Origin of the sequence: Bradyrhizobium sp. CIR48 (assembly GCF_014198315.1) — a bacterium.
In the GTDB taxonomy this organism is placed as follows: Bacteria; Pseudomonadota; Alphaproteobacteria; order Rhizobiales; family Xanthobacteraceae; genus Bradyrhizobium.
In genome coordinates, this window is sequence record NZ_JACIHG010000012.1 from 159,135 (window position 1) to 183,701 (window position 24,567).

A 24,567-nucleotide genomic window follows, 5' to 3' on the forward strand; every position below is an offset into this window, starting at 1 on the left:
TCGCAGCATGACCCATTCAGCCAATTCGTTCTCCCGCATCGCCCGTGGCGGCAAGGCCATCTATGGCGCGCCGCTCGGCATCTTGATGCTGGAAGCGCGCTTCCCCCGCATTCCCGGCGACATGGGCAACGGCACGACCTGGCCATTCCCCGTGCTCTATCGCGTGGTGAGCGGGGCTTCGCCGGAGAAGGTGGTGCTGAAGAGCGCGGCGGGCCTGCTGCCCGACTTCATCGATGCCGCCAAGGATCTGGTGCGGCTCGGCGCCGAGGCCATCACTACCAATTGCGGCTTCCTCTCGCTGTTCCAGAAGGAGATCGCGGCCGCGGTCGGCGTTCCCGTAGCGACCTCGTCGCTGATGCAGGTGCCGTGGGTGCAGGCGACCTTGCCGCCGGGCAAGCGCGTCGGCCTCGTCACGGTGTCGGGCTCGACCTTGACGCCGGCTCATCTCGAGGGCGCCGGCGTGCCGCTCGACACGCCGCTGGTCGGCACCGAGAACGGCAAGGAATTCTTCCGCGTCCTGATCAAGGCCGAGAAGGACGATATGGACATCGCGCAGGCCGAGCGTGACGTGGTCGAGGCCGGCAAGGAGCTTGTCGCCAAAAATCCCGATGTCGGCGCGATCGTGCTCGAATGCACCAACATGCCGCCTTATGCGGCAGCGTTGCAGGCCGAGGTCGGGTTGCCGGTCTACGACATCTATTCCATGATCACCTGGTTTCACGCCGGACTGCGCCCGCGCGTCTTTGCGTGAACGCGTCCGTGAGATCGTCACAAGTCCTGGAGCGAGCCCATGAAGTTATCCGGCAAGGTCGCCGCCATCACCGGCGCCGCACGCGGCATCGGCAAGGCCTGCGCGAAGAGATTTTTGGATGACGGCGTCAAGGTCGTGATCTCGGACGTCGATGCCGAGGGCCTCGCCGCGACGGCGGCCGAGCTCGGACGTCCGGAGGCCTTGCGCACAATCGTCGGCAATGTCGCCAGGCGCGCCGACGTCGACCAGCTCGTCGCCACCGCCGTGAAGGAATTCGGCCGGCTCGACATCATGGTCAACAATGCCGGCGTCGCCCGCAACCGGGACATCCTGGAGATATCCGAGGAGGAATTCGACGAGATCATCGGCATCAATTTGAAGGGCGCGTTCTTCGGCGTCCAGGCGGCGGCGAAGCAAATGATCGCGCAAGGCGGCGGCGGGGTCATCATCAACATGTCCTCGGTGAACGCGCTGCTGGCGATCCCGGCGCTGGCGACCTACGCGATGTCCAAGGGCGGCATGAAGCAGCTGACCTCGGTCGCCGCCGTCGCGCTCGCCCCGCACAACATCCGCGTCGTCGCGGTCGGACCGGGCACGATTTTGACCGACATGGTGGCGTCGTCGATCTACACCTCGGAGGACGCGCGCAAAACCGTGATGTCACGCACGCCGGCCGGCCGCGGCGGCGAGCCGAGCGAGGTGGCCTCCGTCGTCGCGTTCCTGGCGAGCGACGATGCGTCCTACATTACCGGGCAGACGATCTATCCGGACGGCGGAAGGCTGGTCCTGAACTACACGGTGCCGGTGAAGGAGAAGTAGGCCCTCACTCCGCCGCGACCGTCATCCCGTAGCCGAGCCGCTTCGAGATGCCGCCGGCACAATCCCGCAACGCATGCGCGATCGGGCTGTCCCAGCGCGCATCGAACGTGCCTTCGGGTCCCATCGCCGTGATGACCAGCGCGACATGGCCGGAATGATCGAACACGGGAGCCGAGAATGCATTGACGCCGGGTAGGGGATCGCCGAGCGCGCGGGCGAGACCGTGCTTGCGGACCTCCGTCAGCATCTCGGCGACCTTGGCGCCCTTCACGGTGCGCTTCGGATTGTAACCGACGCCATGACGATCGAGGCCGCTCTCCAGTGCGGCGTTGATGGTCTTCTCCGGCAGGAACGCCGCAAAGGCGCGGCCGGTGGCCGTCTCCAGCAGCGCCATCACCGAGCCCGCGCGCATCACGATGTGGACCGGCTGGGCCGGCTCTTCGAGCTGGACGACGGTCGGGCCGTACGTGCCCCAGACTGCGAGTGAGACCGCATGTCCGATCTGGCTCGCGAGCGCGGCGATCTTCGGCCTTGCGATGCGCACGCCGGAGAGGCGGCGCAGGCTGATCAGGCCGAGTTCCAGCGCCAGCGCGCCGATCTCGTAGCGGCCGGTGGTCTCGTCCTGCTCGATCAGCCCGATGCGGGAGAAGCTGGCGAGATAAGGGTGCGCCTTGGCCGGCGACATGCCGGCCTCGCGCGCGAGATCGCGCAGCATCATCGGCTCGCCGCACCTTGCGAGCGCGCGGAGCAATTCTCCGCCGACCTCGATGGACTGGATGCCGCGGCTTTCCCTCTTCATGCGCCTCCGATGCGCTTGGCTTACGCCGCGTCGCGCTTGGCGGCGCTGTCGGCGAGATGACGCCCGGCAATGTAGCCGAAGGTCAGCGCCGGCCCAAGCGTGATGCCGGCCCCGGGGTAATTGCCGCCCATGATGCTCGCCATGTCGTTGCCGGCGGCATAGAGCCCGGGAATGACCCGGCCCTCGGCATCGAGCGCCCGCGCGTTCGCGTCGGTGACGATGCCGGCATAGGTGCCGAGATCGCCGATCACCATCTTGATGGCGTAGAAAGGCCCGTTCTCGATCGGCGCGACGCAGGGGTTGGGGCCGTGCATCGCGTCACCCTGGTAGCGATTATAGGCCTTCGAGCCCTTGCCGAAGGCGGCGTCATGGCCTTGCGGCGCGGTGGCATTGAACTGCTTGACCGTCTCGGCGAATGCCTTGGCGTCGATGCCGGCCTTCGCCGCCAGCGCCTCCAGCGTGTCGCCGCGCATGAGATAGCCGGTATTGAGGTGATGACCCAGCGGCATCGGGAACGGCGGCACGCAGCCGAGGCCGTATTTGCGCAGCGTTGGGTGATCGCAGACCAGGAAGGCGGCGATCTCCTCGCCGGGCTTGGCGGCCTTGATCATGGCCTGGACGAAGTCGTGATAGGAATTGCCCTCATTGGCAAAGCGCTTGCCGTCGCGCATCACCGCGATCACGCCGGGCTTGGCGCGGTCGATGAAGTGCGGCATCACGCCCTTGGAACCGTCCTTGCGCGTGGTCAGCGACACCGGCACCCAGGCCGCCGCGTTCGGCAGCCGGTCCTCGATATGTCCGCCGGCGCGCTCCGCAAGACGCAGTCCATCGCCGGTATTGCCTGATGGCCCCGGCGAGAAATGCTCGTTGCCGGTCGGCGCGTGCGGAAACATCTTCTTGCGCCGCTCCACATCATGCGGGAAGCCGCCGCAGGCCAGCACGACGCCCTGGCGCGCGAGCACGCGCACCTCGCGTCCCTCGCGCGACACGATCGCGCCGGTGACCGCGCCGTTCTCGACCGTCAGCTCGCGCACGGGCGAGGACAGCCACATCGGAATGTTCAGATCCTGGGCGGATTTCGCCAGCCGCCCTGCGAGCGCATTGCCGTTGGTCAACGTCATGCCGCGGCCGTAGCGCAGGACGTCCATCAGGTGACGCGACAAGCGCTTGGCGACATAGACCGCGGAAGTCAGCGACTTGGTCACGCGCATGAAGTGGATGATCTCCTTGCCACTTCCCAGCATCATGCCGAACACGGTGAGCTCGGGGAGCGGCATGCCCAGCGACTTGATGAGGTCGCCGAGATCGCGGCCGTCGAACGGGCGCGTCACCATGGAGCGACCGCCTTGTGCGCCGCCGGGTGCTTCGGCGTGGTAGTCGGGAAACACCAGCGGCATGTCGAAGCGGAGCGCGGTCTTGGTGGTGAAGAAATCGACGGCCTCGGGACCGGCCGAGAGAAATGCATCGACGCGTGCCGCGTCGTAATTGTTGCCGGCCTCGTGCCGCAAATAGGTGCGGGCCTGCTCCGGCGTCTCGGCGATGCCGTAGGCCTTTGCCAGCGAGGTGCCGGGAATCCAGAGCCAGCCGCCGGAGCGGGCGGTGGTGCCGCCAAAGCGCGGCTCCTTCTCGACGATCAGCACGTCGAGGCCGCGATGGCGCGCGGTGATCGCGGCCGACATGCCGGAGCAGCCAGATCCGGCCACGAGCACGTCGCACTCGTAAGTCTCAATTGCGCTGTGCTCGCTGCCAGTCATCTTGGCCTCACTTCTTCAGGAGCGGACATTTGGACTCGGAGACCGGGCGGAAGGCGTCCTCGCCCTTCACGGTCTTGACGATGTCCAGATAGTCCCACGGCTCCTTCGACTGCTCGGGCGTCTTCACCTTGGCGAGATACATGTCGCGGATGACACGGCCGTCCTCGCGCAACTTGCCGCCATGGACGAATGTATCCTCGATCGGCAGCTCGCGCATCTTGGTCATCACCTTGGCGGAATCGTCGGTGCCGGCCGCCTTGATGGCCTTCAGATAGTGCAGCACCGAGCCGTAGACGCCGGTCTGGATCATGGTCGGCATCACCTTGGTGCGCTCGTAGAACTTCTTCGACCAGGCGCGCGTTGCCTCGTCCATGGCCCAGTACGAGGCCGTGGTCATGTAGGTGCCCTGCGCGGCCTTGAGGCCGATCGCGTGCACGTCGGTGTCGAACATCAGGAGGCCGACGAGCTTCTGGCCGCCCTGGACGAGGCCGAACTCGCCGGACTGCTTGATCGCGTTGTCGGTGTCCTGGCCGGCATTGGCGAAAGCGACGACGTCGGATTTCGAGCTTTGCGCCTGGAGCGCGAAGGAGGAGAAGTCCGCGGTGTTGGTCGGATGCTTGACGCCGCCCAGGACCTTTCCGCCCATCTCGTTGACGAAGCGCGTGGCGTCCTTCTCGAGCTGCTGGCCGAAGGCGTAGTCCGCGGTGATGAAGTACCAGGACTTACCACCCTCCTTGATCACGGCGGAGGCCGTCACCTTCGACAGCGCGTAGGTATCGTAGGTGAAGTGCACGGTGTTCGGGCTGCACAGCTCGTCGGTCAGCGAGCTTGCGCCGGGGCCGGAAAGCAGCGCGACCTTGCCCCGCTCGCGCACCATGTTGTGGACGGCGATCGCGATGCCGGAATTGGGGATGTCGACGACGGCGTCGACCTTGCCGTTGTCGAACCAGCCGCGCACGATCTGCACGCCGACGTCGGTCTTCATCTGGTGATCGGCGCTGATGATCTCGATCGGCTTGCCGAGCACGGTCGGCCCGAATTCCTCCACCGCCATCTTCGCGGCCTCGACCGAGCCCGGCCCTGAGTTGTCGCGGCCCCAGCTCGACAGATCCGTCAGCACGCCGATCCGCACCGCGTCGTCGGAGACTTGCGCGGTGGCGACTGTGGTCATGGCTGCCGAAGTCATGGCCGCGAGCATGGCGCAGGCCAGAAGCCCTCTCATCGTTGTTTCCTCTCTCTTATTGGCCGCATGGCGCGGCTGTTCTTGAGATAAATTAGATATATGCAAACAAGTTTGTCAATGGTGAATTCGACGTCGAGATGAGTTCCTCTCGGCGGGTGGGACGACAGGGGGCACCGCTGCTTCAGCGCCTGTGATTGCGAGCGCAGCGACTTGTCCGCCGAAGCCTTGGCGAAGGCGGAAGCAATCCAGACTCTCTCCCGGAGGCAGCCTGGATTGCTTCGTCGCAAGAGCTCCTCGCAATGACGGATGTTGCGAAAGCTGCGAACAAAATCCCGCGTTGTTATCCTGTGAGAGCCATCACCCCTGCAGGTTGCAACCCTCGGCACGATTGGCCATGATGCTCGCGGGAATCTCTGGGGCAGGGCATGACGGCAGCAACGGGAGTCTCCGCGGCGGCGGAGAAATCGACGACGGCGCATGTGGTGTGGGCGAGCGCGCTCGGCACCGCCATCGAATGGTACGACTTCCTGATCTACGGCACGGCGGCGGCGCTGGTCTTCAACAAGCTGTTCTTCCCGAGCTTCGATCCCTTCGTCGGCACGCTGGCGGCGTTCTCGACCTATGCGGTCGGTTTCGTGGCGCGGCCGATCGGCGGCGCCATCATCGGCCACTACGGCGACCGGCTCGGCCGCAAGACCATGCTGGTCGCGACCATGATCGCGATGGGGCTCGGCACCTTCCTGATCGGCTGCCTGCCGACCTACAGCCAGATCGGCGTGTGGGCGCCGATCCTGCTCATCGTGCTGCGCTTCGTCCAGGGCATCGGCCTGGGCGGCGAATGGAGCGGCGCGGTCGTCATGGTGATCGAGCATGCCGGCAATCGCCGCGGCTTCTATGGCAGCCTGGTGCAGATCGGCTTTCCCGTCGGCGTTGCCGCTTCGACCGGCATTTTCGGCCTGATGACCAAGCTGCCCGAAGCCGATTTCCTGAGCTGGGGCTGGCGCGTGCCGTTCCTGATCAGCATCCTGCTCGTCGGTGTCGGCTTCATCGTGCGGCTCAAGCTCGCGGAGACGCCGCACTTCAAGGAAGTGGTCGAGCGCAAGGAGGTGCTGGCGCAGCCGGTGCTGGAAGTGCTCCGCCGCGACTGGCGCAGCTTTCTGCTGGCGATCGGCATCACGGTGTCGGAGGTTGGGCTTGCTTATCTCCTCACCGTCTTCACCGTGGTCTATGCCACGACGAAGCTCGGGCTGCCGCGCCAGGTGATCCTGGATGCCGTGGTCTATGCCGCCCTCGTCGAGTTCGCGACGTTGCCGCTCGCCGGCTGGCTGTCCGACATCTTCGGCCGCAAGGCTCTATACCTTGCCGGCGGCGTGTTCTCGGTGGCGCTGGCGTTTCCGTTGTTCTGGTTCCTCGATACGAAGGAGCCGGCGCTGATCACGCTGGCGCTCGTCGTCACGATGACGCTGACCCATGCACTGCTATTCGGGCCGAAGGCCGCGTTCATGCCGGAGTTGTTCCGCACCCAGGTGCGCTACAGCGGAGCCTCGCTCGGGGCCAATGTCGCGGCGGCGCTGAGCGGCGGCTTCTCGCCGCTGATTGCGACTGCGCTGCTGGCGTGGGCCGGCTCGTACTGGGCCGTGTCCGTCTACATCATCGCCCTCTCCATCATCACGATCGTCGCTACGCTGATGGCGCCGGAGACGGCGCGGAGTTCGCTGAAATCCTGATGTCGATCGTCTCGCGACTCAAGATGCAGCAGCCGGGCCATTGGCCTGCGGACCGTTTGGTTCTAAGAACGCCCTCGAGGAAACTTCCCCCAAGCCAGGGAACAGAACCATGACGAAGACGTCTCGACGTGACGTGCTCACTGCCGCGGCCGCGATGACCGCGGCGGGGATAGCCGAAGCGGCGCCGGCCGCAGCGCAGGCCGGACCGAAGCCGGTCTTTCCGGTGCCGATGGTGACGATCCCGATCGTCGGCGAGAGCCAGGTGTTTCAGGTCCGCCGTATCTACTGCATCGGGCGCAACTACGCCGCGCACGCGATCGAGCGCGGCTCGGACCCCAACCGCGAGCCGCCGTTCTTCTTCCAGAAGCCGACGGACGCGATCCAGAACGTCGCGGTTGGCGAGGTCGCCGATCATCCCTATCCGTCACTGACCAAGAACTATCATCACGAGGTCGAGCTGGTCGCCGCCCTGAAATCAGGCGGCACCAATATCCCGGTCGATAAGGCGCTCGACCACGTCTATGGCTACGCGCTCGGCCTCGACATGACCCGGCGCGACCTCCAGAACGGCATGGCCGCGGAGAAGAAGCCCTGGGAGATCGGCAAGAGTTTTGACCACGCCGCGGTGATCGGCCCGATCCACCCGGCCAGCAAGACCGGCCATTTCGAGAAGGGCGCCATCTCGCTGGCGATCAACGGCACGGTGAAGCAGAACTCGGATCTCAGCAAGATGATCTGGAACGTGGCCGAGCAGATCGCAAAGCTGTCGGAAGCCTTCGAATTGAAAGCCGGCGATATCATCTATTCCGGCACGCCGGAGAATGTCGGTCCCGTCGTGAAGGGCGATGTGCTGCTGTGCAAGCTCGAGGGCCTGCCTGATATGTCGATCAAGATCGTGTAGCTCCACGCCGCCGTCGCAACCGCCGGTTGGCGGAGGCAGCCCTGCGCCAGGGGAGTTCCACCCGCCGATTGCCATTTGTTGGCCGGCAAGCGAACCTCCTGTGGCCATATTTGGGAACGAGTGATTTCCCGCGAGGGAGGCGCTCCGATGACCAAGGCTCTGATCACTGCTGTCGCAATGCTGGCCTGTGTGCCCGTGAGCGCTGTTGCGCAGGAGCGCGCCGGCGATGCAGCACTCGGTGCCGTCTCCGGCGCGGTCGTGCTGGGCCCGGTCGGGGCGGTTGCCGGAGCCTTGATCGGCTACACTGCCGGACCTTCGATCGCTCGGTCCTGGGGTATGAGAGGTTCGCACTCGGCAGGACATCGGCCGCCGCCGCGCCGCGCGGCCGCGACCAGGAGCCCGACGCGCACCCGCGAGGCGATGGCAGCCAACGGTCAGATGCGAGCTGCTGGCAATCCGGCTCCGCCGGTTCAGGCCGCTCCCGCCGCTCCGGCGCAAGCCTCGGCGCCGCCGGTTCAGGGGTTCGACTAAGGCCGCAGCTTCAAGCCGACGTCTTCGGCCGCAGCCCCCGGCCTGCCCTAGGGCTGGCCGAGGATCTTCTTGGCGGCGCGAAGATGCGGCTTGTCGATCATCTGGCCGTCGAGCCGCAGCGTGCCGGAATTGGGATTGCTGGCAAACGCCGCGATCACTTTCTCCGCCCAGGTGCGTTCGGCTTCGGTCGGCGCGAAGGCGGCGTTGACGACGTCGACATGCTTGGGATGGATCAGCGCCTTGGCGGAAAACCCGTCGCGGCGCGCCGCGCGTGTTTCGGCTTCCAGGCCCGCGAGGTTATCGATGTCGGTATAGACGGTATCGATCGGCGCGACCTCGGCCGCGGCCGCCGCCATCAGGCAGAGATCGCGCGCGAGACGATAGGGGCTGTGGAACAGGCCGCCGGACGCCTTTTCGGTGGCGCCGAGCGAAGCGGAGAGATCTTCCGCGCCCCACATCAAGCCGGCGAGGCGAGGGGAGCAGCCCTTGTAGCTGCCGAGGCCAAAGATCGAACCTGCGGTTTCAGTCGCCACGCAAACGATGCGGGTTGAGCCAACCTCCGTGCCGGCCGCGGCTTCCAAGGCTTCGAGCCAGGTTGCGACCTGCCTTACGTCATCACCGCCCTGCGATTTCGGCAGCACGATGCCGTTGGGCTTGCCCGGCATCACCGCGGCGAGATCGGCGAGCGTCATGCCGGTGTCGAGCGCGTTGACGCGGACATAGAGCTGGTGCGGGCCGGGGCGGCCCTTCAGCATCGTCAGCGTCAACCCGCGCGCCTCCGCCTTCTTCTCGGTGACGACGGAATCCTCGAGGTCGATGATCAGCGCGTCGGCCTTGCCTTCGCTCGCCTTCTCGAATTTGCGCGGGGAATCGCCCGGCACGAACAGCATCGAACGCATCAGACCGGCCTCTTGTGCATCATCGCCATGCGCCGGCATTTGCCGACGATCTCGTCGTTCTGGTTCAAGGCATGGTGCTCGAACTCGACGATGCCCGCTCTTGGACGCGATTTGGATTCCCTCAACGAAAGCACCTTCGTCGTCGCCCGCAACGTGTCGCCATGGAAGACCGGTTTTGGAAAGGTGACGTCGGTCATGCCGAGATTGGCAACGGTGGTCCCCATGGTCGTATCATAGACCGTCATGCCGATCATGATGCCGAGGGTGTAAAGGCTGTTGAAAATGCGCTGACCGAATTCGGTCTTTTCGGCGAAATGCGCGTCGATATGCAGCGGCTGCGGATTGAGCGTCAGCAAGCTGAACATGGTGTTGTCCATCTCCGTGACGGTCCGGGTCAGCGGATGCCTGAACTCCTGGCCTACGGAAAAGTCTTCGAAATAAAGTCCGGCCATCGCGGTTTCCTCCCTGCGAAATAACGGCGCGCTCATAGCTTTACGTCGCATGACCCTATGCATGGTAGACACAGTTGATAGACAAATTCACGTATCTGTACGGGGTTTTTCGAGCTAAGAACCCAGGCAAGGGCACGTCAGGGCGCGACGCAAGCGGCCACGGCCTTTGAGCGGGGAACGCGAAGAGACGGGAGATGGCGCGGTCGCGGCTCCCAAGACGGAGATCAAGATCATGGATTTCGCGCTCACCGATCAGCAGGAAGCCATTCGCGATGCCATCGCCAAGATCTGCGAAGGCTTTCCCGATGCCTATTGGCTGAAGAAGGACCACGACGGCGGCTTCCCGCACGATTTTCATAAGGCACTTGCCGACGCCGGCTGGCTCGGCATCTGCGTGCCGGAGGAATATGGCGGCTCGGGGCTCGGCATCACCGAAGCTGCGATCATGATGCGCACCATCGCCGAGTCCGGCGCCGGGATGTCTGGCGCATCCGCCGTGCACATCAACGTGTTCGGCCTCAATCCGGTGGTCGTGTTCGGCACCGAGGAGCAGCGAAGGCGCATGCTGCCGCCGATGGTGGAGGGCCGCGAGAAGGCCTGCTTTGCCGTCACCGAGCCCAACACCGGCCTCAACACCACGCAGCTGAAGACCCGTGCGGTCGCCAAGAACGACCGTTACATCGTCAACGGCCAGAAGGTGTGGATCTCGACCGCGCAGGTCGCGCACAAGATCCTGTTGCTGGCCCGCACCACGCCGCTGGAAGAGGTGCGCTCGCCGACCCACGGCCTCAGCCTGTTCTACACCGATTTCGACCGCACCAGAATCAAGGTCCACGAGATCGAGAAGATGGGCCGCAAGATCGTCGATTCCAACGAGCTGTTCTTCGAAGATTTTGAGATCCCGATGGAGGATCGCATCGGCGAAGAGGGCAAGGGTTTTCAGTACATCCTCGAAGGCATGAACCCCGAGCGCATCCTGATCGCGGCGGAGGCGATTGGCCTCGGCAAGCTGGCGCTGGCGCGCGCCACTGAATATGCCAAGACGCGCGTGGTGTTCAATCGGCCGATCGGCAAGAACCAGGGTATCCAGCATCCGCTCGCGGTGAACTGGGTCGAGCTCGAGGCGGCCTGGCTGATGGTGATGTCGGCGGCTTGGCAATATGACAAGGGCATGCCCTGTGGCGCCGCGGCCAATGCCGCAAAATACCTTGCGGGCGAAGCGGGCTTCTCGGCCTGCGAGCAGGCCGTGATGACCCACGGCGGCTTCGGCTACGCCAAGGAATTCCACGTCGAGCGCTACTTGCGCGAGGTGCTGATTCCGCGCATCGCGCCGGTCAGCCCGCAGCTCGCGCTCAGCTTCATCGCGGAGAAGGTGCTGGGGCTCGCGAAGTCGTACTGAACGAGCCTTGTGGCGCAAACCAAATGGGCTCGCCTATTCGGCGGCGATCCGCTCCATCGCCATGGCGCGAAGCCTGGCGCGCTGGATCTTCACGCCGTTGGCGCTGTCGGTGACCGGGAAGGCCTCCACCACATAGATCCGGGCCGGGACCTTGTAACCGGCGAGCCGTTCGCGCAGGCGCGCGACCAGCGTCTCCTGCATTGGCGGCTCCTTCGCCGGGATCACGAAGGCGACGCAGCGCGCCTGACCCTTGAGATCGACTGCAACCACCTGGGCGTCGGCAACGCCGTTGCATGATTTGATCTCGTCCTCGATCTCGCCGGGCGCGACGAGGAAGCCGCCGAGCCGCATGGCATCGCCCGCGCGGGTCTCGTAGACAAAGGAGCCGTCGCCGCGCAGCCGGCCGATGTCGCCGGTGCGGAAGAACCCGTCCGCGGTGAGCGCATCGCGCGTCGCATCCGGATTGTTGAAATAGCCGAGGAAACTTGACGGCGCGTTGATCTCGATCTCGCCGGAAATGCCGCTAGCCGCAAGCTCGCCGGTCTCGGTGTCGCGCACGCGCACCTTTGCGTCGGCCGACATCGGCCAGCCGCCGCCCTCGATGCGGTCGGCGAAGGCATCGATGGGGCGGGCGATCGAGAATAGGGCCTGAACCTCGCTCGACCCGTAGAGGCCGAACAGCGGCAGGCCGCGCGCCTCGGCCTCCGCGGCAAGCTCGCGCCAGCCAGGCTGGAACGCGGCGAAGCCGCAGACTTCCAGATGCGGAAGTGGCCGGGGTGCATCGGTGAGGGCGAGGATGCGCCGGAACATCTCGTCGGAGCCGAAGGCGTGCGTGATCTTGTGCTGGCCGAGGATCTTCAGCGCCGGCGCCGCCTCGAAGGCGTCGAGCACGTGGACGGTCGCACCCGCCGCGACGAAGCCGAGCAGGCTCGTCATGCCGAAGGTGCCACAGAACGGCAGCATGGCCAGCAGCGAATGACGCTGCGGATCGAGCCGAAGCGCCTTGGCCACGGAGATGGCATGGCCCGCCAGCGTCCGCTGCGAATGCGCCACGAGCTTCGGCCCCTTGGTGGTGCCTGACGTGGTGTAGAGCAGGACCGGCTGATCCACCTCGTCCTGCGCGGGTGGCGCCGGCGGATAGCGTCTGTCGAAAGCGTCGAAGCGCACGCAGGGCCAGTGCGCCGGAATCGCATTCGCACCGATCACCGCGAGCCGTTGCAGTGCCGGCACCTCGTCCTTGGCGATGTCGGCGAGGATCGCGGCAAAATCCACCGAGCGGAATGCGGCCTCGACCACCATCAGCCTGGCACCGGATAGCTTGAGCAGATGCGCGACCTCCGCGCTCCGGTAGCGTGTATTGACGGCCGCGACGATCGCGCCACATCTTGCGGCGGCGAACAGCAGCGCGACCCATTCGATCCGGTTGACCAGCCAGACTGCGACCACGTCGCCCTTGCCGATGCCTTGTGCCGCAAGCCAGGCCGCGGTCGCCTCGATCTTGGCTGCCAATTCCGCGCGCGAGACTGGCGTGCCGTCGCATACGAAGGCGGGATTGGCGGCGGCCTCGGTCCGGATCAGCGATTGCAGCGAAGACGCGTTGGCACTCATGGCAAGGGGAGTAACCCGATCGCGCCAACCTGTCTACTTGGTGCCGAACATCCGGTCGCCGGCATCGCCCAGGCCCGGCACGATGTAGCCGTGGTCGTTGAGCCGCTCGTCGATCGCGGCGGTCCAGATCGGCACGTCCGGGTGTTCGCTCTGGAACTGGGCGATGCCCTCGGGCGCGGCCAGAAGGCAGACGAAGCGGATGTCGCGGGCGCCGCGGGCCTTGAGCAGGGAGGCGCCTGCGCAGGCCGAGTTGCCGGTCGCCAGCATCGGGTCCATCAGGATCACGGCGCGGTCGGACAGGTCCTGCGGCGCCTTGAAGTAATATTCCACGGCCTGCAACGTCTCAGGGTCGCGGTAGAGCCCGATATGGGCGATGCGCGCCGAGGGCATCAGCGCCAGCATGCCGTCGAGGAAGCCGACGCCGGCGCGCAGGATCGGCGCCAGCGTGAGCTTCTTGCCGGCAATCTTGGGCGCCTGCATCGGTGCGATCGGCGTTTCAATATCGACCAGCTCCAGCGGCAAATCACGCGTCACCTCGTAGCCGAGCAGCATCCCGATCTCGTTCAGGATCTCGCGAAAGCTCTTGGTCGAGCGATCCTTCTCCCGCATCAGCGAGAGCTTGTGCTGGACCAGGGGGTGGGCGACGACGTTGACGGTGCTGGTGCTCATGAAACCGCTCTACACGTTTCCCTGGAATTGCGCCAGATCGGCCGGGTCTTTTCCGTCGGACAGGCGGTGTCAACCGGGCATCGCCACCGCGCTGCGCGCCCGGTTGCTCGCCTCATAGGCAGCCATGGTCAGTTCACGGTCGATCGCAATCCGCATCGCGTCCGTGGCCGGCTGACGCAGGCGCTGCTTCGCGGTCGCATGCGACGGCTTGTGGATCGCGCGCAACGCCGTGACGGCCTCCTCAAGGGCTTTGTCGACGGCTTCGGGCGCAACCACCCGATCGAGGAAGCCGGCGGTCAACGCCTCCTCGGGCTCGTACATCTCGCCGAGCGTGACGGTGCGGCTGAGCCAGGCCGGATGCAGGCGGCTGCGCGCGAGCTCGATGGCAAAGCTCGGCGGCGCGATGCCGATCGCGACCTCGTTCAGCCCCATGCGATGCGGTCCGCGCGCGCCCAGCCTGACGTCGCAGGCGAGCAGCAGGAACGTCCCCATCGGAAAGGCGTGACCTTCCATCACGCCGACGATCGGATGCGGAAACGACATCAGCCGCAGCGCAAGCTCGGCGCCGGCGCGGACCATCTCGAGGCTCTTGGCGGCATCGCCCGAGGCGAATACCTTGAGATCGAATCCCGCAGAGAAGATGCCGGGCCGCGCCGAGCGTAGCACCACGATCTCGGCTTCCTTTTCGGCCCGGTCGAAGGCCGCGCCGATCTCGCCCAGCATCGTGGTCGACATCACATTGACCTTGCCGTCGTCGAGCCCGATCCGCGCGACGCCGTCGCTCACCTCAAAATTCACTCCCATTGGCATTTGCCTCTCCTGTCATGAACCAGGCTTGACTGTCGGAGGCTGATGTAGACCAATCAATATAATTTCGTGCGAGGGGGAGAGCGTCATGCCGGCCGTGCCAAAACACCGCCAGCCCATCATCAATGCCGCGGTGACACTGTTCCGCCGCCAGGGCTATGCCCGGACCGGGCTGAACGACATCGTCGACGTCAGCGGTGCGCCGAAGGGCTCGCTCTACCATTACTTTCCGGATGGAAAGTCCTCGATCGCGGTGGCGGCCGTGGAGGAGGCGGGCCGCCGCGTCGCGGCGACGGTCGCCAGGCTCGCGGAAGAGTGCGGCTCGACCGCCGACCTCTTGCGAGCGCATGCAAGATTGCTGGCGGGCTGGATGCAGGGCTCCGGCTTTCGCAACGGCTGCCCGATCACGACCGTGCTGCTCGAGCTTGCGCCGCGCGAGCGCGCCTTGTCCGATGCCGGCCGCAAGGCCTATGCGGCGCGACTGTCCATCCTGCGCGACAAGCTTGTCTCCGACGGCTTCGTCAGATCTCGCGCGGAAACGCTTGCGGTGCTCTGCACGTCGGCGCTCCAGGGCGCGTTGATCCAGGCCCGGGTCGAGCGCAGCGGCCGGCCGATCGAGGTCACCGCGGCGGAATTGGCGCGGCTGATCGAGCGGGAAGCGAGGAACTAGACGCCGAGCCCGCGCGCAACAAGCGTGATCATGAGCGTCAGGATCGCGCCCCAGATCAGGCTCAGCGTCATGGTCAGGATGGTGATTGTGACCACATGCTCGAGATTTCCCTTGAGGAGCGGCATGGTGGTCAATCCCCGAGATGCCAGAAATAAATGGCGGCTCTTAGCGCGATCAGGGCGGTGAGAACGCTGCCCATCGAGAGTACGGTCAGCGCATGCAGCGCGAGGCGCTCGAGCCGGGCCCTGCGCATCTTCGAGAGCACTGACTGGCGTTGGGCCCAGTGAGGCGATTGTTCAAAGCGATGTGTCAGCATCGGCATTTTCCGGGATCCTTCTGTCAGGCGGCTTCAGCTGAAATTGTCGCAGGCGGCTGGCTCGCACAGCGGATCCAGCAGGGGGCGAACCGAGGGAACGCTCGGCCGCGATGCTTCTGCGATGAGCGATCGGACCTCGATGAAGCCCGACAGCAGAGCAAGCGCGAGATCGGAATGGCGCGCCTCGACCGCGGCATCCAGCCAGTCCGGCAGCTCTCGCTCGCGCGACAGCGCACAATGCCACTCGCCCTCGTCATAGGCGATGCGGCGGACCTGCCACATCGGCAGCTCGAGCTCGATCAGCGCCAGCGCCACATCGGCCCAGGCTTCAACGTCGATCAGGCGCATGATGCGTGCGGCGCGTTCGCCTTGGCCGAGCGAGGGGACGCGCCGGCAGGCGTGCGCAATGATGTCGAGCATCAACGGCCGGGTCATCGCCGGTGCCGCGCGAAGCTGCTGGTCGAGGGAAGGTGGGGCGAGGCGTCGGAGAGGGGCGGTCATGTCAGGCCTCCTGGAATTGGTGTCGGTCAGTCGGCCGGCATTGCCAGGATGGGCCCCAAAGGCATTTGAAAACGAGATGGGGATCGGGCGTGAGATATAGGGATTTCATAAGTGCGGGAGAGGCGGGGTGGCGCGCCATTCTCCATCATCGTCCCGGATCTGCGCTTCGCTTGTCCGGGACGACAGTGAGGTTTGCCTCGCGAGCAGCACCGCCGCTTTTATGAGATTCCTATATCTTCGCCATAGGCCTCATCTCGAAAACCTATGCCTGCGCTGGCATTTCAGCACGGTCAAAAGTCCCGGCTGTCATGCGTGGACGTGCCTTCCATGTTCTTCGCGAGCCAGCCGGGTCACCGAGAGAAGGTTGCGCCGGACTTAAGCGACGCAACGAGGAGCGATCCGATGATGGACATTCTGATGCTGGCGCTGGGCTTCGTCTTCTTCGCCCTCGCCATCGGCTACACCTACGCCTGCGAACGGCTGTGACGGAGCAAACCATGATCTTCGATTATGCGCTCGCCGGTGCCGTCTCGTTCGGTCTGCTGCTCTACCTCACTTATGCGCTGCTGCGGCCCGAGCGGTTCTGACCCGTGCTGCTGCTCGTCGAATTGCTGCTGGCGGACGCTGTGCTCGTCGCCTGCCTGCTGACGGTGCTCCTGCCCCTGTTGCGCCGGACACCAAGCCTGAAGGGTTGATTCCATGACTGTGATCGGTTGGCTCCAGATCATTCTGTTCTGCGCCATTATTGTTGCGCTGACCAAGCCGCTCGGCTGGTACATGACGCGCGTATTTAACGGCGAGCGGACGTTCCTGTCGCCGGTGCTGCGCCCGATCGAGGCCGGCGTGTACTGGATTTCCGGCGTTGACGAGAAGCGCGAGCAGCATTGGCTGACCTACACGGTCGCCATGCTGCTGTTCCATGTTGGCGGCTTCCTCGTCATCTACGGTGTGATGCGGCTCCAGGCCGTATTGCCCTTCAATCCGGCCGGGCAGGGCGCGGTCGCCGAGGATCTTTCCTTCAACACCGCGGTCTCCTTCATCACCAACACCAACTGGCAGAACTACGGCGGCGAGAGCACGCTGTCCTATCTCGTCCAGATGCTCGGCCTGACGCACCAGAACTTCCTCTCGGCCGCAACCGGCATCGTGCTGGCGATGGCCCTGATCCGCGGCTTCTCGCGCGCCTCGATGCGCACAGTCGGCAATTTCTGGGTCGACGTCACCCGCTGCACGCTCTACGTGCTGCTGCCGATCTGCGTCGTCTACACGCTGTTCCTGGTCTGGCAGGGCATCCCGCAGACGCTCGGCCCGTATATCGAGGCGACCACGCTCGAAGGCGCCAAGCAGACCATTGCGGTCGGCCCGGTCGCTTCCCAGGTGGCGATCAAGATGCTCGGCACCAATGGCGGCGGCTTCTTCAACGCCAACGCGGCGCACCCGTTCGAGAATCCGACCGCGCTGTCGAATTTCGTGCAGATGCTGTCGATCTTCGCGCTCGGCGCCGCAATGACCAACGTGTTCGGCCGTATGGTCGGCAACCAGCGCCAGGGGTGGGCGATCCTGTCCGTGATGGGCGTGCTGTTCGTCGCAGGCGTCGCCATCACCTATTGGGCGGAAGCGAACGGAACCTCGATGCTCCATGCGCTGGGCCTGACCGGCGGCAACATGGAGGGCAAGGAGGTCCGCTTCGGCATCGTCGCGTCCTCGCTGTTCGCGGTCGTCACCACCGCCGCGTCGTGCGGTGCCGTCAACGCCATGCATGACAGCTTCACCGCGCTCGGCGGCATGATCCCGCTGATCAACATCGAGCTCGGCGAGATCATCGTCGGCGGCGTCGGCGCCGGCATGTACGGCATGCTGCTGTTCGTCATCCTCGCGATCTTCGTCGCCGGACTGATGGTCGGCCGCACCCCGGAATATGTCGGCAAGAAGATCGAGGCCCGCGAGGTCAAGATGGCGATGCTGGCCATCCTGGTGCTGCCGCTGATGATCCTCGGCTGGACCGCCGTCGGCGTGGTCTATCCGGCGGCCGTCGCCTCGATGGCGAATGCCGGCCCGCATGGCTTCACCGAAGTGCTCTATGCCTTCACCTCGGCGGCCGGAAACAACGGCTCGGCTTTCGCAGGCCTCACCGGCAACACCTTCTTCTACAACCTCACGCTCGCAAGCGCGATGTTCGTCGGCCGCTTCTTCATGATCGTCCCCGCCATGGCGATCGCGGGCTCGCTCGCGGAGAAGAAGTCGATCCCGCCGTCGACGGGCACGTTCCCGACCACCGGCGGCCTGTTCGTCGGCCTCGTCGCCGGCGTCATCCTGATCATGGGCGGCCTGACCTTCTTCCCGGCGCTCGCGCTCGGCCCGATCGTCGAACATCTGGCGATGAACGCCGGCAACCTCTTCTGATTGTCTGGAGTGACCTCCATGGATACGATGAAACTGCAAAAACGTGCTGCCGTTTCGGCAATGCTCGACCCTGGGATCGTGATGCCTGCGATCCGCGCCTCCTTCACCAAGCTCAGCCCGCGGCTGATGGTGAAGAACCCCGTGATGTTCGTGGTCGAAATCGTGGCCGCGCTGACGACGGTGATCTTCCTGCGCGACGTCGTCACCGGCGGCTCAGGCCTCGGCTTCACCTTCCAGATCATCGTCTGGCTCTGGTTCACGGTGCTGTTCGCCAATTTCGCCGAAGCGGTGGCCGAAGGCCGCGGCAAGGCGCAGGCCGACTCGCTGCGCAAGACCCGCACCGAGAGCCAGGCCAAGCTCCTGACGGGTGTCGGCCGGGCCTTCGAGCTGGTACCGGGTACGAGCCTGAAGGTCGGCGACATCGTGCTGGTCGAGGCCTGCGACACCATTCCCTCCGACGGCGAGGTGATCGAGGGCGTCGCCTCCGTCAACGAGGCCGCCATCACCGGCGAGTCCGCGCCCGTCATTCGCGAATCCGGCGGCGATCGTTCCGCGGTGACCGGCGGCACGCAGGTGCTGTCCGACTGGATCCGAGTCCGCATCACGGCGGCCCAGGGCTCGACCTTCATCGACCGCATGATCAAGCTGGTCGAGGGTGCCGAGCGGCAGAAGACGCCGAACGAGATCGCGCTCAACATCCTGCTCGCCGGCCTCACCATCATCTTCGTGTTCGCCACCGTCACCATTCCGAGCTACGCGGCCTATGCCGGCGGCTCGATCTCGGTGATCGTGCTGGTCGCGCTGTTCGTGACGCTGATCCCGACCACGATCGGTGCGCTGTTGTCGGCGATCGGCATCGCCGGCATGGACCGCCTGGTGCGCTTCAACGTGCTGGCGATGTCCGGCCGCGCCGTCGAGGCTGCCGGCGACGTCGACACGCTGCTGCTCGACAAGACCGGCACCATCACGCTCGGCAACCGCCAGGCGATCGCCTTCCGCCCAGTGCGCGGCGTGACCGAGCAGGAGCTCGCCGACGCAGCCCAGCTCGCCTCGCTTGCCGACGAGACGCCGGAAGGCCGTTCCATCGTGGTGTTGGCAAAGGAGAAATACGGTATCCGCGGCCGCGACATGGCGGCGCTTGGCGCGACTTTCATCCCGTTCACGGCGCAGACCCGCATGAGCGGCGTCGATGCCGGCGGCTCGTCGGTGCGCAAGGGCGCGGTCGATGCCATGCTGAGCTATGTCGGCGGCGGCGCACCGATGGCGGTCGCCTCCGGCAACACCGCGCGGGCGATCCAGCCGGCGGCATTGTCGGACCTCGGTCGCGAGATCCAGGCCATTGCTGATGAAGTATCGAAGTCCGGCGGCACGCCGCTGGCGGTCGCGAGGGACGGCAAGTTGCTCGGCGTCATCCAGCTCAAGGACATCGTCAAGGGCGGTATCCGCGAGCGTTTTGCCGAGCTGCGCCGCATGGGCATTCGCACCATCATGATCACCGGCGACAACCCGATGACGGCGGCTGCCATCGCAGCGGAGGCAGGGGTCGACGACTTCCTGGCGCAAGCCACCCCCGAAGACAAGCTCAAGCTGATCCGCGACGAGCAGGCCAAGGGCAAGCTGGTTGCGATGTGCGGCGACGGCACCAATGACGCGCCGGCGCTTGCGCAGGCCGACGTCGGTGTCGCCATGAACACCGGCACCCAGGCCGCCCGCGAGGCCGGCAACATGGTCGATCTCGATTCCAACCCGACCAAGCTGATCGAGGTCGTCGAGATCGGCAAGCAGCTTCTGATGACGCGCGGCGCGCTGACGACGTTCTCGATCGCCAATGACGTCGCAAAGTATTTTGCGATCATTCCGGCGATGTTTTTGGCGTTTTATCCCCAGCTCAACGTACTCAACGTCATGAACCTGTCGAGCCCGCAGAGCGCCATCCTGTCGGCGATCATCTTCAACGCATTGATCATCATCGCGCTGATTCCGCTGGCGCTGAAGGGCGTTGCCTACCGCGCGGTCGGTGCCGGCGCGCTGCTCCGGCGCAACCTCCTGATCTACGGCCTCGGCGGCATCGTCATTCCCTTCATCGGTATCAAGGCAATCGACCTCGTCGTCACCGCCTTGCACCTGGCTTGACCGTCCTGGCGCGGCGCAAGGCGCCGCGCGCCATGACGAAGACTTAGGAGACCAACATGCTCAGAGAAATCCGCCCCGCCATCGTCCTCTTGCTGGTGCTCACGGCCATCACAGGCCTTGCCTATCCGCTGGCGATGACGGCCATCGCCGGCGCGCTCTTCCCCGCGCAGGCCCAAGGCAGCCTGATCGAGAAGGACGGCAAGGTGATCGGCTCCGCCCTTGTCGGGCAGGAGTTCAGGGACGACAAATACTTCCACGGCCGTCCCTCGGCGACGGTTGCGCCGGACCCCAATGATTCGACCAAGACGGTGCCCGCGCCCTACAACGCCGCCAATTCGGGCGGCGCCAATCTCGGCCCGACCAGCAAGGCGCTGGCTGACCGGCTCAGGGAAGATGTAGACAAGCTCAAGGCTGAGAATCCGAACGCTGCCGTGCCGGTCGACCTGGTGACGACGTCGGCCAGCGGCCTCGATCCTGATATCTCGCCGGAAGCGGCGCAATTCCAAGTGCCGCGCGTGGCCAAGGCGCGGAATATGCCGGAGGATCAGGTCAAGCAGATCGTGACCGCCAATACCGAAGGCCGCTTGCTCGGCCTGATTGGCGAACCCTGGGTTAACGTTCTGGCACTGAATCTCTCGCTGGATCGCGCCGCCGCCAAGTAGCGGTCTAGGCTCGCGTCACGCAGATGATTATATTGGAAAAATGGTCCGAGAGCGCCGCGATCCCGAACAACGTCCGTCGCCCGAGGCGCTGCTGGAAGCGGCGCGGCGGGAAGGGAGCGCGAGCGGCAAGCTGAAGATCTTTGTCGGCGCCGCCCCCGGCGTCGGCAAGACGTACGAGATGCTGCAAAGCGCCCACGCCAAGCGCAAGTCCGGCATCGACGTCGTGGTCGGCTTCGTCGAGACCCACGGCCGCGCTGAGACCGAGGCGCTGGTGCGCGGTCTCGAGATGGTCCCACGCAAGCGGCTGGACTATCGCGGGCAGATCGTCGAGGAGATGGATCTCGATGCGGTGATCGCGCGCCGGCCGCAGATTGCTCTGGTCGACGAGCTCGCCCACACCAACGCGGCCGGCAGCCGCCATCCCAAGCGCTATCTCGACGTCGAGGAGTTGCTGTCCCACGGCATCGACGTCTACACCGCCGTCAACATCCAGCACATCGAGAGCCTGAACGACGTCGTGGCGCAGATCACCCATGTCAGGGTGCGCGAGACCGTGCCGGACTCGGTTTTCGATCGCGCCGACGCGATCGAGCTGATCGACCTCACGCCCGACGATTTGATCCAGCGCCTGAAGGAGGGCAAGGTCTATGTGCCCAAGCAGGCCGAGCGGGCACTGGAGCACTATTTCTCGCCGGGGAACCTGACGGCATTGCGCGAGCTCGCTTTGCGACGTACGGCCGAGCGGGTCGACGAGCAGCTCCTCAATCACATGCAGGCCAACGCGATTCCCGGGCCCTGGGCCGTCGGCGAGCGCATTCTCGTCTGCGTCAGCGAGGATCCGCGCGCGGCCGGTCTCGTGCGCTACACCAAACGGCTGGCGGACCGGCTGCATGCGCCATTTACTGCGGTTTCGATCGAGACGCGGCGATCGCTGCAATTGTCCGATGAGCAGCGCGACCGGCTGGCCGATACGCTTCGGCTCGCGGAATCGCTCGGCGGCGAGGCGTTGACGATTCCGGCTGTCGGCCGCCGTATTGCCGACGACGTCGTCAATTTCGCGCAAGGCAACAATGTCACCCAGATCGTGATCGGCAAGTCGACGCGCTCGCGCTGGTTCGAGATGACGCGCGGCTCGGTGGTGCATGATCTGGTGCGCCGCGCCGGCAATATCAGCGTTCACGTCATTCCAGGTGACGAGCTGACGAGTGAGCCGGCGCCGAAGACGGCGGTGCAGACCGCGGCACGATCCGAGCCGTTCGATGCAATTCCTTATCTGAAGGCGCTCGGGATCACCGCGCTCGGCCTTGCCGCAGCGGTGGCCATCAAGCCGTATTTCGGCATCGAGAACGTTGATCTCATGTTCCTGACCGCGGTGGTTGCCGTGGCCGTCCGCTATGGGTTGTGGCCGTCGCTGCTGGCGAGCGTTGCTGCGTCACTGGCGTATAACTTCTTCTTCCTGCCGCCGGTCTACACCTTCACCATCACCGATCCGACCAACGTCGCGGCGTTCTTCTTCTTCATGCTGATCGCATTCGTGGTGTCGAATGTCGCAGCGCGCGTGCGCACCCAGGCCGATGCCGCCATCGGCCGGATCAGAATGAGCGAGCAGCTCTACGCCTTCAGCCGCAAGCTCGCCGGCACCGCGACGCTCGACGACGTGCTGTGGGCGACGGCCTACCAGATCGCATTGATGCTGAAAGTCCGGGTGGTGCTGCTGCTGCCGGACGAGGGCCTGCTCACGGTGAAATCCGGCTATCCGCCCGAGGACGAGCTCGATCAGGCCGATCTTGCCGCCGCCAACTGGGCCTGGAGCAATGACCGCCCCGCCGGCCGGGGCTCGGACACGCTGCCGGGGGCAAAACGGCTGTTCCTGCCGATGCGCACCGGGCGCGGCCCGATCGGCGTCATCGGCATCGACGACGACCGTACCGGTCCGCTGCTGACACCGGACCAGCGCCGCCTGCTCGACGCGCTGGTCGATCAGGGCGCGCTGGCGGTCGAGCGCGTGCTGCTGGTCGAGGACATGGACCGCGTCAAGCGCACCGTCGAGTCCGAGCGGCTGCGCTCGGCGCTGTTGACCTCGATCTCCCATGATCTGAAGACGCCGCTCGCCTCGGTGCTGGGGGCGGCCTCCACCATGCGCGATCTTGCCGGCGCCCTCTCCGACACCGAGAAGCGCGACCTGCTCGCGACCGTGATCGACGAATCCGAGCGGCTCAACCGCTTCATCGCCAACCTGCTCGACATGACCAAGCTCGAATCGGGCGCCATCGTGCCCAACGCGGCGCTACATGATCTCAGCGAGATCGTGGGTAGCGCGCTGCGGCGTGCAGCCAAGATTCTCACCGCGCACGAGGTCGAGCTGGTGCTGGCCGCCGACCTGCCGATGCTGCAGCTCGATGCGGTGCTGTTCGAGCAGGTGCTGTTCAACCTGCTCGACAACGCCGCGAAATATTCGCCACCCGAGACCACCATCTCGATCCGCAGCCGGCGCGACAGCGATCATGTCGTGCTCGAGATCGCGGACGAGGGGGCCGGCATCCCGCCTGACGAGCTCGATAGCGTGTTCGACAAGTTCTACCGCGTGCAGAAAGGCGATCATGTCCGTCCCGGCACGGGGCTCGGGCTCGCCATCTCGCGCGGCTTCGTCGAGGCGATGCGGGGCACGATCTCGGCCGCCAACCGCAGCGACCGCAGTGGCGCTGTCCTCACCATCCGTCTTCCCGTTCCGGCAGAGAGCCGCGCATTGGATACCGCCGCATGAGCGCTGCGCCGATCAAGGTCCTGGTCATCGACGACGAGCCGCCGATCCGCAAATTGCTGCGGATGGGGCTGACCACGCAAGGCTATGAGATCCTGGAAGCGTCGAATGGCAAGATCGCGCTGGAGAAGCTCGTTGAGGAGCCCGCGCTGATCATCCTCGATCTCGGCCTGCCCGACGTACAGGGACACGAACTGCTGCGCACCATCCGCGCCCGCAACGAAGACGTGCCGATCGTGGTGCTGTCGAGCCGCGGCGACGAAGCCGGCAAGGTGCAGGCGCTCGATCTCGGCGCCGACGATTATCTGACCAAGCCCTTCGGCATGGACGAACTCCTGGCCCGCCTGCGCGCCGCGCTGCGGCACCAACTCCAGGTCCAGGGCGAGCGCCCGGTGTTTCGCACCGGCGATCTCTCGGTCGATCTCGTCCGCCGCATCGTCAGAACCGGCGAGCGTGAGATAAAACTGTCGCCGAAGGAATACGACCTGCTGCGCGTGCTGGTGCAGCACGCCGGCAAGGTGCTCACCCACCGCTTTCTGCTGAAGGAGCTGTGGGACGAATTGACCGACGCGCAGTATTTGCGCGTCTATGTCCGCCAGCTCCGCCAGAAGATCGAAGCTGATCCCGAGCGGCCGCAATATGTGCTGACCGAGACGGGGATCGGGTACCGGTTGAAGGCGGGGGATTAGCTGTCGATCCTCATCCTGAGGAGCTGTAGGGTGGGCAAAGCGAAGCGTGCCCACGATCTGTCGCGATCATGGAAAGTTGGTGGGCACGGCACGCTTCGCTTTGCCCACCCTACGATATCGAGTGCTGGGCGAG

The 24,567-nt window shown here is 65.4% G+C and carries 25 protein-coding genes; 14 read left to right on the forward strand and 11 right to left on the reverse strand.

The genetic code is table 11. The features are described 5' to 3' along the window. The first annotated feature begins 7 nt into the window (after window positions 1–7). On the forward strand, window positions 8–751 hold the full coding sequence (locus GGD66_RS32300; protein ID WP_183260490.1) for an aspartate/glutamate racemase family protein: 744 nt from the start codon (window positions 8–10) through the stop codon (window positions 749–751). Between the two features lie 39 nt (window positions 752–790). Beyond that, window positions 791–1,570 carry an SDR family NAD(P)-dependent oxidoreductase gene (locus GGD66_RS32305; RefSeq protein ID WP_183260492.1) on the forward strand — a complete coding sequence of 260 codons (780 nt, stop codon included), beginning with the start codon at window positions 791–793 and terminating at the stop codon, window positions 1,568–1,570. A 4-nt stretch (window positions 1,571–1,574) separates the two neighbouring features. Here GGD66_RS32305 and GGD66_RS32310 read toward each other — a convergent pair whose 3' ends face one another. The 3 genes from GGD66_RS32310 to GGD66_RS32320 are packed head-to-tail and all read right to left on the reverse strand — an operon-like array spanning window position 1,575 to window position 5,345. After that, window positions 1,575–2,369, reverse strand: a complete 795-nt coding sequence (locus tag GGD66_RS32310; protein WP_018318488.1) for an IclR family transcriptional regulator — start codon at window positions 2,367–2,369, stop codon at window positions 1,575–1,577. A 20-nt stretch (window positions 2,370–2,389) separates the two neighbouring features. Continuing rightward, the gene (locus tag GGD66_RS32315) at window positions 2,390–4,123 is read right to left on the reverse strand and encodes an FAD-dependent oxidoreductase (RefSeq protein WP_183260494.1); all 1,734 of its coding nucleotides are present in this window, start codon (window positions 4,121–4,123) and stop codon (window positions 2,390–2,392) included. 7 nt (window positions 4,124–4,130) lie between these two features. Then, window positions 4,131–5,345, reverse strand: a complete 1,215-nt coding sequence (locus tag GGD66_RS32320; protein ID WP_183260496.1) for an ABC transporter substrate-binding protein — start codon at window positions 5,343–5,345, stop codon at window positions 4,131–4,133. 386 nt (window positions 5,346–5,731) lie between these two features. Here GGD66_RS32320 and GGD66_RS32325 point away from each other — a divergent pair, with 386 nt between their 5' ends. The 3 genes from GGD66_RS32325 to GGD66_RS32335 all read left to right on the forward strand — a co-directional run bounded on the left by GGD66_RS32325 (window position 5,732) and on the right by GGD66_RS32335 (window position 8,465). Further along, window positions 5,732–7,033, forward strand: a complete 1,302-nt coding sequence (locus GGD66_RS32325; protein ID WP_092253712.1) for an MFS transporter — start codon at window positions 5,732–5,734, stop codon at window positions 7,031–7,033. Window positions 7,034–7,142: 109 nt separating this feature from the next. After that, complete coding sequence (locus GGD66_RS32330; RefSeq protein WP_092253710.1) at window positions 7,143–7,934, forward strand: fumarylacetoacetate hydrolase family protein; 792 nt, start codon at window positions 7,143–7,145, stop codon at window positions 7,932–7,934. 147 nt (window positions 7,935–8,081) lie between these two features. Beyond that, window positions 8,082–8,465: a hypothetical protein gene (locus GGD66_RS32335; protein ID WP_049814890.1), complete on the forward strand. Its 384-nt coding sequence runs from the start codon at window positions 8,082–8,084 to the stop codon at window positions 8,463–8,465. A gap of 47 nt (window positions 8,466–8,512) precedes the next feature. Here GGD66_RS32335 and GGD66_RS32340 read toward each other — a convergent pair whose 3' ends face one another. Together GGD66_RS32340 and GGD66_RS32345 are read right to left on the reverse strand one after the other, a co-directional pair. Continuing rightward, entirely contained in the window at window positions 8,513–9,364 is an 852-nt protein-coding gene (locus tag GGD66_RS32340) for a CoA ester lyase (protein ID WP_183260497.1), read from the reverse strand. Then, window positions 9,364–9,867 (reverse strand): MaoC family dehydratase, encoded by a 504-nt coding sequence (locus tag GGD66_RS32345; RefSeq protein WP_409362390.1) that lies wholly within the window; start codon window positions 9,865–9,867, stop codon window positions 9,364–9,366. Before GGD66_RS32345 ends, GGD66_RS32340 begins: the two co-directional genes overlap by 1 nt. Window positions 9,868–10,048: 181 nt before the next feature. Here GGD66_RS32345 and GGD66_RS32350 point away from each other — a divergent pair, with 181 nt between their 5' ends. After that, window positions 10,049–11,215: an acyl-CoA dehydrogenase family protein gene (locus GGD66_RS32350; RefSeq protein WP_183260500.1), complete on the forward strand. Its 1,167-nt coding sequence runs from the start codon at window positions 10,049–10,051 to the stop codon at window positions 11,213–11,215. A 33-nt stretch (window positions 11,216–11,248) separates the two neighbouring features. Here GGD66_RS32350 and GGD66_RS32355 read toward each other — a convergent pair whose 3' ends face one another. The 3 genes from GGD66_RS32355 to GGD66_RS32365 form a co-directional block, all read right to left on the reverse strand. After that, window positions 11,249–12,823, reverse strand: a complete 1,575-nt coding sequence (locus GGD66_RS32355; RefSeq protein ID WP_183260502.1) for an AMP-binding protein — start codon at window positions 12,821–12,823, stop codon at window positions 11,249–11,251. 33 nt (window positions 12,824–12,856) lie between these two features. Next, the gene (gene upp / locus GGD66_RS32360) at window positions 12,857–13,492 is read right to left on the reverse strand and encodes a uracil phosphoribosyltransferase (RefSeq protein WP_018318498.1); all 636 of its coding nucleotides are present in this window, start codon (window positions 13,490–13,492) and stop codon (window positions 12,857–12,859) included. Between the two features lie 69 nt (window positions 13,493–13,561). Beyond that, window positions 13,562–14,302: a crotonase/enoyl-CoA hydratase family protein gene (locus GGD66_RS32365; protein WP_183260504.1), complete on the reverse strand. Its 741-nt coding sequence runs from the start codon at window positions 14,300–14,302 to the stop codon at window positions 13,562–13,564. Between the two features lie 85 nt (window positions 14,303–14,387). On the opposite strand from GGD66_RS32365, the gene GGD66_RS32370 reads away from it, so the two are divergent. After that, on the forward strand, window positions 14,388–14,969 hold the full coding sequence (locus GGD66_RS32370) for a TetR/AcrR family transcriptional regulator (RefSeq protein WP_183260506.1): 582 nt from the start codon (window positions 14,388–14,390) through the stop codon (window positions 14,967–14,969). On the opposite strand, the gene GGD66_RS42095 is transcribed toward GGD66_RS32370, so the two are convergent. Genes GGD66_RS42095 through GGD66_RS32380 form a run of 3 tightly spaced genes read right to left on the reverse strand, consistent with a single transcriptional unit; the run spans window position 14,966 to window position 15,786 of the window. Next, the gene (locus tag GGD66_RS42095; protein ID WP_283814502.1) at window positions 14,966–15,094 is read right to left on the reverse strand and encodes a hypothetical protein; all 129 of its coding nucleotides are present in this window, start codon (window positions 15,092–15,094) and stop codon (window positions 14,966–14,968) included. The two genes, GGD66_RS32370 and GGD66_RS42095, sit on opposite strands and share 4 nt — an antisense overlap. 5 nt (window positions 15,095–15,099) lie before the next feature. Next, window positions 15,100–15,291: a hypothetical protein gene (locus GGD66_RS32375; protein WP_183260507.1), complete on the reverse strand. Its 192-nt coding sequence runs from the start codon at window positions 15,289–15,291 to the stop codon at window positions 15,100–15,102. A gap of 27 nt (window positions 15,292–15,318) precedes the next feature. Further along, window positions 15,319–15,786, reverse strand: a complete 468-nt coding sequence (locus GGD66_RS32380) for a hypothetical protein (RefSeq protein WP_183260511.1) — start codon at window positions 15,784–15,786, stop codon at window positions 15,319–15,321. A gap of 264 nt (window positions 15,787–16,050) precedes the next feature. Here GGD66_RS32380 and GGD66_RS32385 point away from each other — a divergent pair, with 264 nt between their 5' ends. The 7 genes from GGD66_RS32385 to GGD66_RS32415 all read left to right on the forward strand — a co-directional run bounded on the left by GGD66_RS32385 (window position 16,051) and on the right by GGD66_RS32415 (window position 24,434). After that, the gene (locus GGD66_RS32385) at window positions 16,051–16,272 is read left to right on the forward strand and encodes a hypothetical protein (RefSeq protein ID WP_018318504.1); all 222 of its coding nucleotides are present in this window, start codon (window positions 16,051–16,053) and stop codon (window positions 16,270–16,272) included. 11 nt (window positions 16,273–16,283) lie between these two features. Then, entirely contained in the window at window positions 16,284–16,373 is a 90-nt protein-coding gene (locus tag GGD66_RS32390; RefSeq protein ID WP_049814895.1) for a K(+)-transporting ATPase subunit F, read from the forward strand. A 112-nt stretch (window positions 16,374–16,485) separates the two neighbouring features. After that, the gene (kdpA, locus tag GGD66_RS32395) at window positions 16,486–18,189 is read left to right on the forward strand and encodes a potassium-transporting ATPase subunit KdpA (protein ID WP_183260513.1); all 1,704 of its coding nucleotides are present in this window, start codon (window positions 16,486–16,488) and stop codon (window positions 18,187–18,189) included. An 18-nt stretch (window positions 18,190–18,207) separates the two neighbouring features. Continuing rightward, the gene (gene kdpB, locus GGD66_RS32400; RefSeq protein WP_183260515.1) at window positions 18,208–20,322 is read left to right on the forward strand and encodes a potassium-transporting ATPase subunit KdpB; all 2,115 of its coding nucleotides are present in this window, start codon (window positions 18,208–18,210) and stop codon (window positions 20,320–20,322) included. A 56-nt stretch (window positions 20,323–20,378) separates the two neighbouring features. Then, entirely contained in the window at window positions 20,379–20,984 is a 606-nt protein-coding gene (locus tag GGD66_RS32405) for a K(+)-transporting ATPase subunit C (RefSeq protein WP_183260517.1), read from the forward strand. Window positions 20,985–21,024: 40 nt separating this feature from the next. Next, entirely contained in the window at window positions 21,025–23,748 is a 2,724-nt protein-coding gene (locus GGD66_RS32410) for a sensor histidine kinase KdpD (protein ID WP_183260519.1), read from the forward strand. Further along, window positions 23,745–24,434, forward strand: a complete 690-nt coding sequence (locus tag GGD66_RS32415; RefSeq protein WP_183260521.1) for a response regulator — start codon at window positions 23,745–23,747, stop codon at window positions 24,432–24,434. Before GGD66_RS32410 ends, GGD66_RS32415 begins: the two co-directional genes overlap by 4 nt. Window positions 24,435–24,567: the final 133 nt, after the last annotated feature.

What these genes read in the sequence shown, in the direction of transcription:
- GGD66_RS32300 (WP_183260490.1), top strand. Translation starts at nt 8, where the DNA reads ATGACCCATTCAGCCAATTCGTTCTCCCGCATCGCCCGTGGCGGCAAG.
- GGD66_RS32305 (WP_183260492.1), top strand. Translation starts at nt 791, where the DNA reads ATGAAGTTATCCGGCAAGGTCGCCGCCATCACCGGCGCCGCACGCGGC.
- GGD66_RS32310 (WP_018318488.1), bottom strand. Translation starts at nt 2,369, where the DNA reads ATGAAGAGGGAAAGCCGCGGCATCCAGTCCATCGAGGTCGGCGGAGAA.
- GGD66_RS32315 (WP_183260494.1), bottom strand. Translation starts at nt 4,123, where the DNA reads ATGACTGGCAGCGAGCACAGCGCAATTGAGACTTACGAGTGCGACGTG.
- GGD66_RS32320 (WP_183260496.1), bottom strand. Translation starts at nt 5,345, where the DNA reads ATGAGAGGGCTTCTGGCCTGCGCCATGCTCGCGGCCATGACTTCGGCA.
- GGD66_RS32325 (WP_092253712.1), top strand. Translation starts at nt 5,732, where the DNA reads ATGACGGCAGCAACGGGAGTCTCCGCGGCGGCGGAGAAATCGACGACG.
- GGD66_RS32330 (WP_092253710.1), top strand. Translation starts at nt 7,143, where the DNA reads ATGACGAAGACGTCTCGACGTGACGTGCTCACTGCCGCGGCCGCGATG.
- GGD66_RS32335 (WP_049814890.1), top strand. Translation starts at nt 8,082, where the DNA reads ATGACCAAGGCTCTGATCACTGCTGTCGCAATGCTGGCCTGTGTGCCC.
- GGD66_RS32340 (WP_183260497.1), bottom strand. Translation starts at nt 9,364, where the DNA reads ATGCGTTCGATGCTGTTCGTGCCGGGCGATTCCCCGCGCAAATTCGAG.
- GGD66_RS32345 (WP_409362390.1), bottom strand. Translation starts at nt 9,867, where the DNA reads ATGCGACGTAAAGCTATGAGCGCGCCGTTATTTCGCAGGGAGGAAACC.
- GGD66_RS32350 (WP_183260500.1), top strand. Translation starts at nt 10,049, where the DNA reads ATGGATTTCGCGCTCACCGATCAGCAGGAAGCCATTCGCGATGCCATC.
- GGD66_RS32355 (WP_183260502.1), bottom strand. Translation starts at nt 12,823, where the DNA reads ATGAGTGCCAACGCGTCTTCGCTGCAATCGCTGATCCGGACCGAGGCC.
- upp (WP_018318498.1), bottom strand. Translation starts at nt 13,492, where the DNA reads ATGAGCACCAGCACCGTCAACGTCGTCGCCCACCCCCTGGTCCAGCAC.
- GGD66_RS32365 (WP_183260504.1), bottom strand. Translation starts at nt 14,302, where the DNA reads ATGCCAATGGGAGTGAATTTTGAGGTGAGCGACGGCGTCGCGCGGATC.
- GGD66_RS32370 (WP_183260506.1), top strand. Translation starts at nt 14,388, where the DNA reads ATGCCGGCCGTGCCAAAACACCGCCAGCCCATCATCAATGCCGCGGTG.
- GGD66_RS42095 (WP_283814502.1), bottom strand. Translation starts at nt 15,094, where the DNA reads ATGCCGCTCCTCAAGGGAAATCTCGAGCATGTGGTCACAATCACCATC.
- GGD66_RS32375 (WP_183260507.1), bottom strand. Translation starts at nt 15,291, where the DNA reads ATGCCGATGCTGACACATCGCTTTGAACAATCGCCTCACTGGGCCCAA.
- GGD66_RS32380 (WP_183260511.1), bottom strand. Translation starts at nt 15,786, where the DNA reads ATGACCGCCCCTCTCCGACGCCTCGCCCCACCTTCCCTCGACCAGCAG.
- GGD66_RS32385 (WP_018318504.1), top strand. Translation starts at nt 16,051, where the DNA reads ATGCCTGCGCTGGCATTTCAGCACGGTCAAAAGTCCCGGCTGTCATGC.
- GGD66_RS32390 (WP_049814895.1), top strand. Translation starts at nt 16,284, where the DNA reads ATGATCTTCGATTATGCGCTCGCCGGTGCCGTCTCGTTCGGTCTGCTG.
- kdpA (WP_183260513.1), top strand. Translation starts at nt 16,486, where the DNA reads ATGACTGTGATCGGTTGGCTCCAGATCATTCTGTTCTGCGCCATTATT.
- kdpB (WP_183260515.1), top strand. Translation starts at nt 18,208, where the DNA reads ATGGATACGATGAAACTGCAAAAACGTGCTGCCGTTTCGGCAATGCTC.
- GGD66_RS32405 (WP_183260517.1), top strand. Translation starts at nt 20,379, where the DNA reads ATGCTCAGAGAAATCCGCCCCGCCATCGTCCTCTTGCTGGTGCTCACG.
- GGD66_RS32410 (WP_183260519.1), top strand. Translation starts at nt 21,025, where the DNA reads ATGGTCCGAGAGCGCCGCGATCCCGAACAACGTCCGTCGCCCGAGGCG.
- GGD66_RS32415 (WP_183260521.1), top strand. Translation starts at nt 23,745, where the DNA reads ATGAGCGCTGCGCCGATCAAGGTCCTGGTCATCGACGACGAGCCGCCG.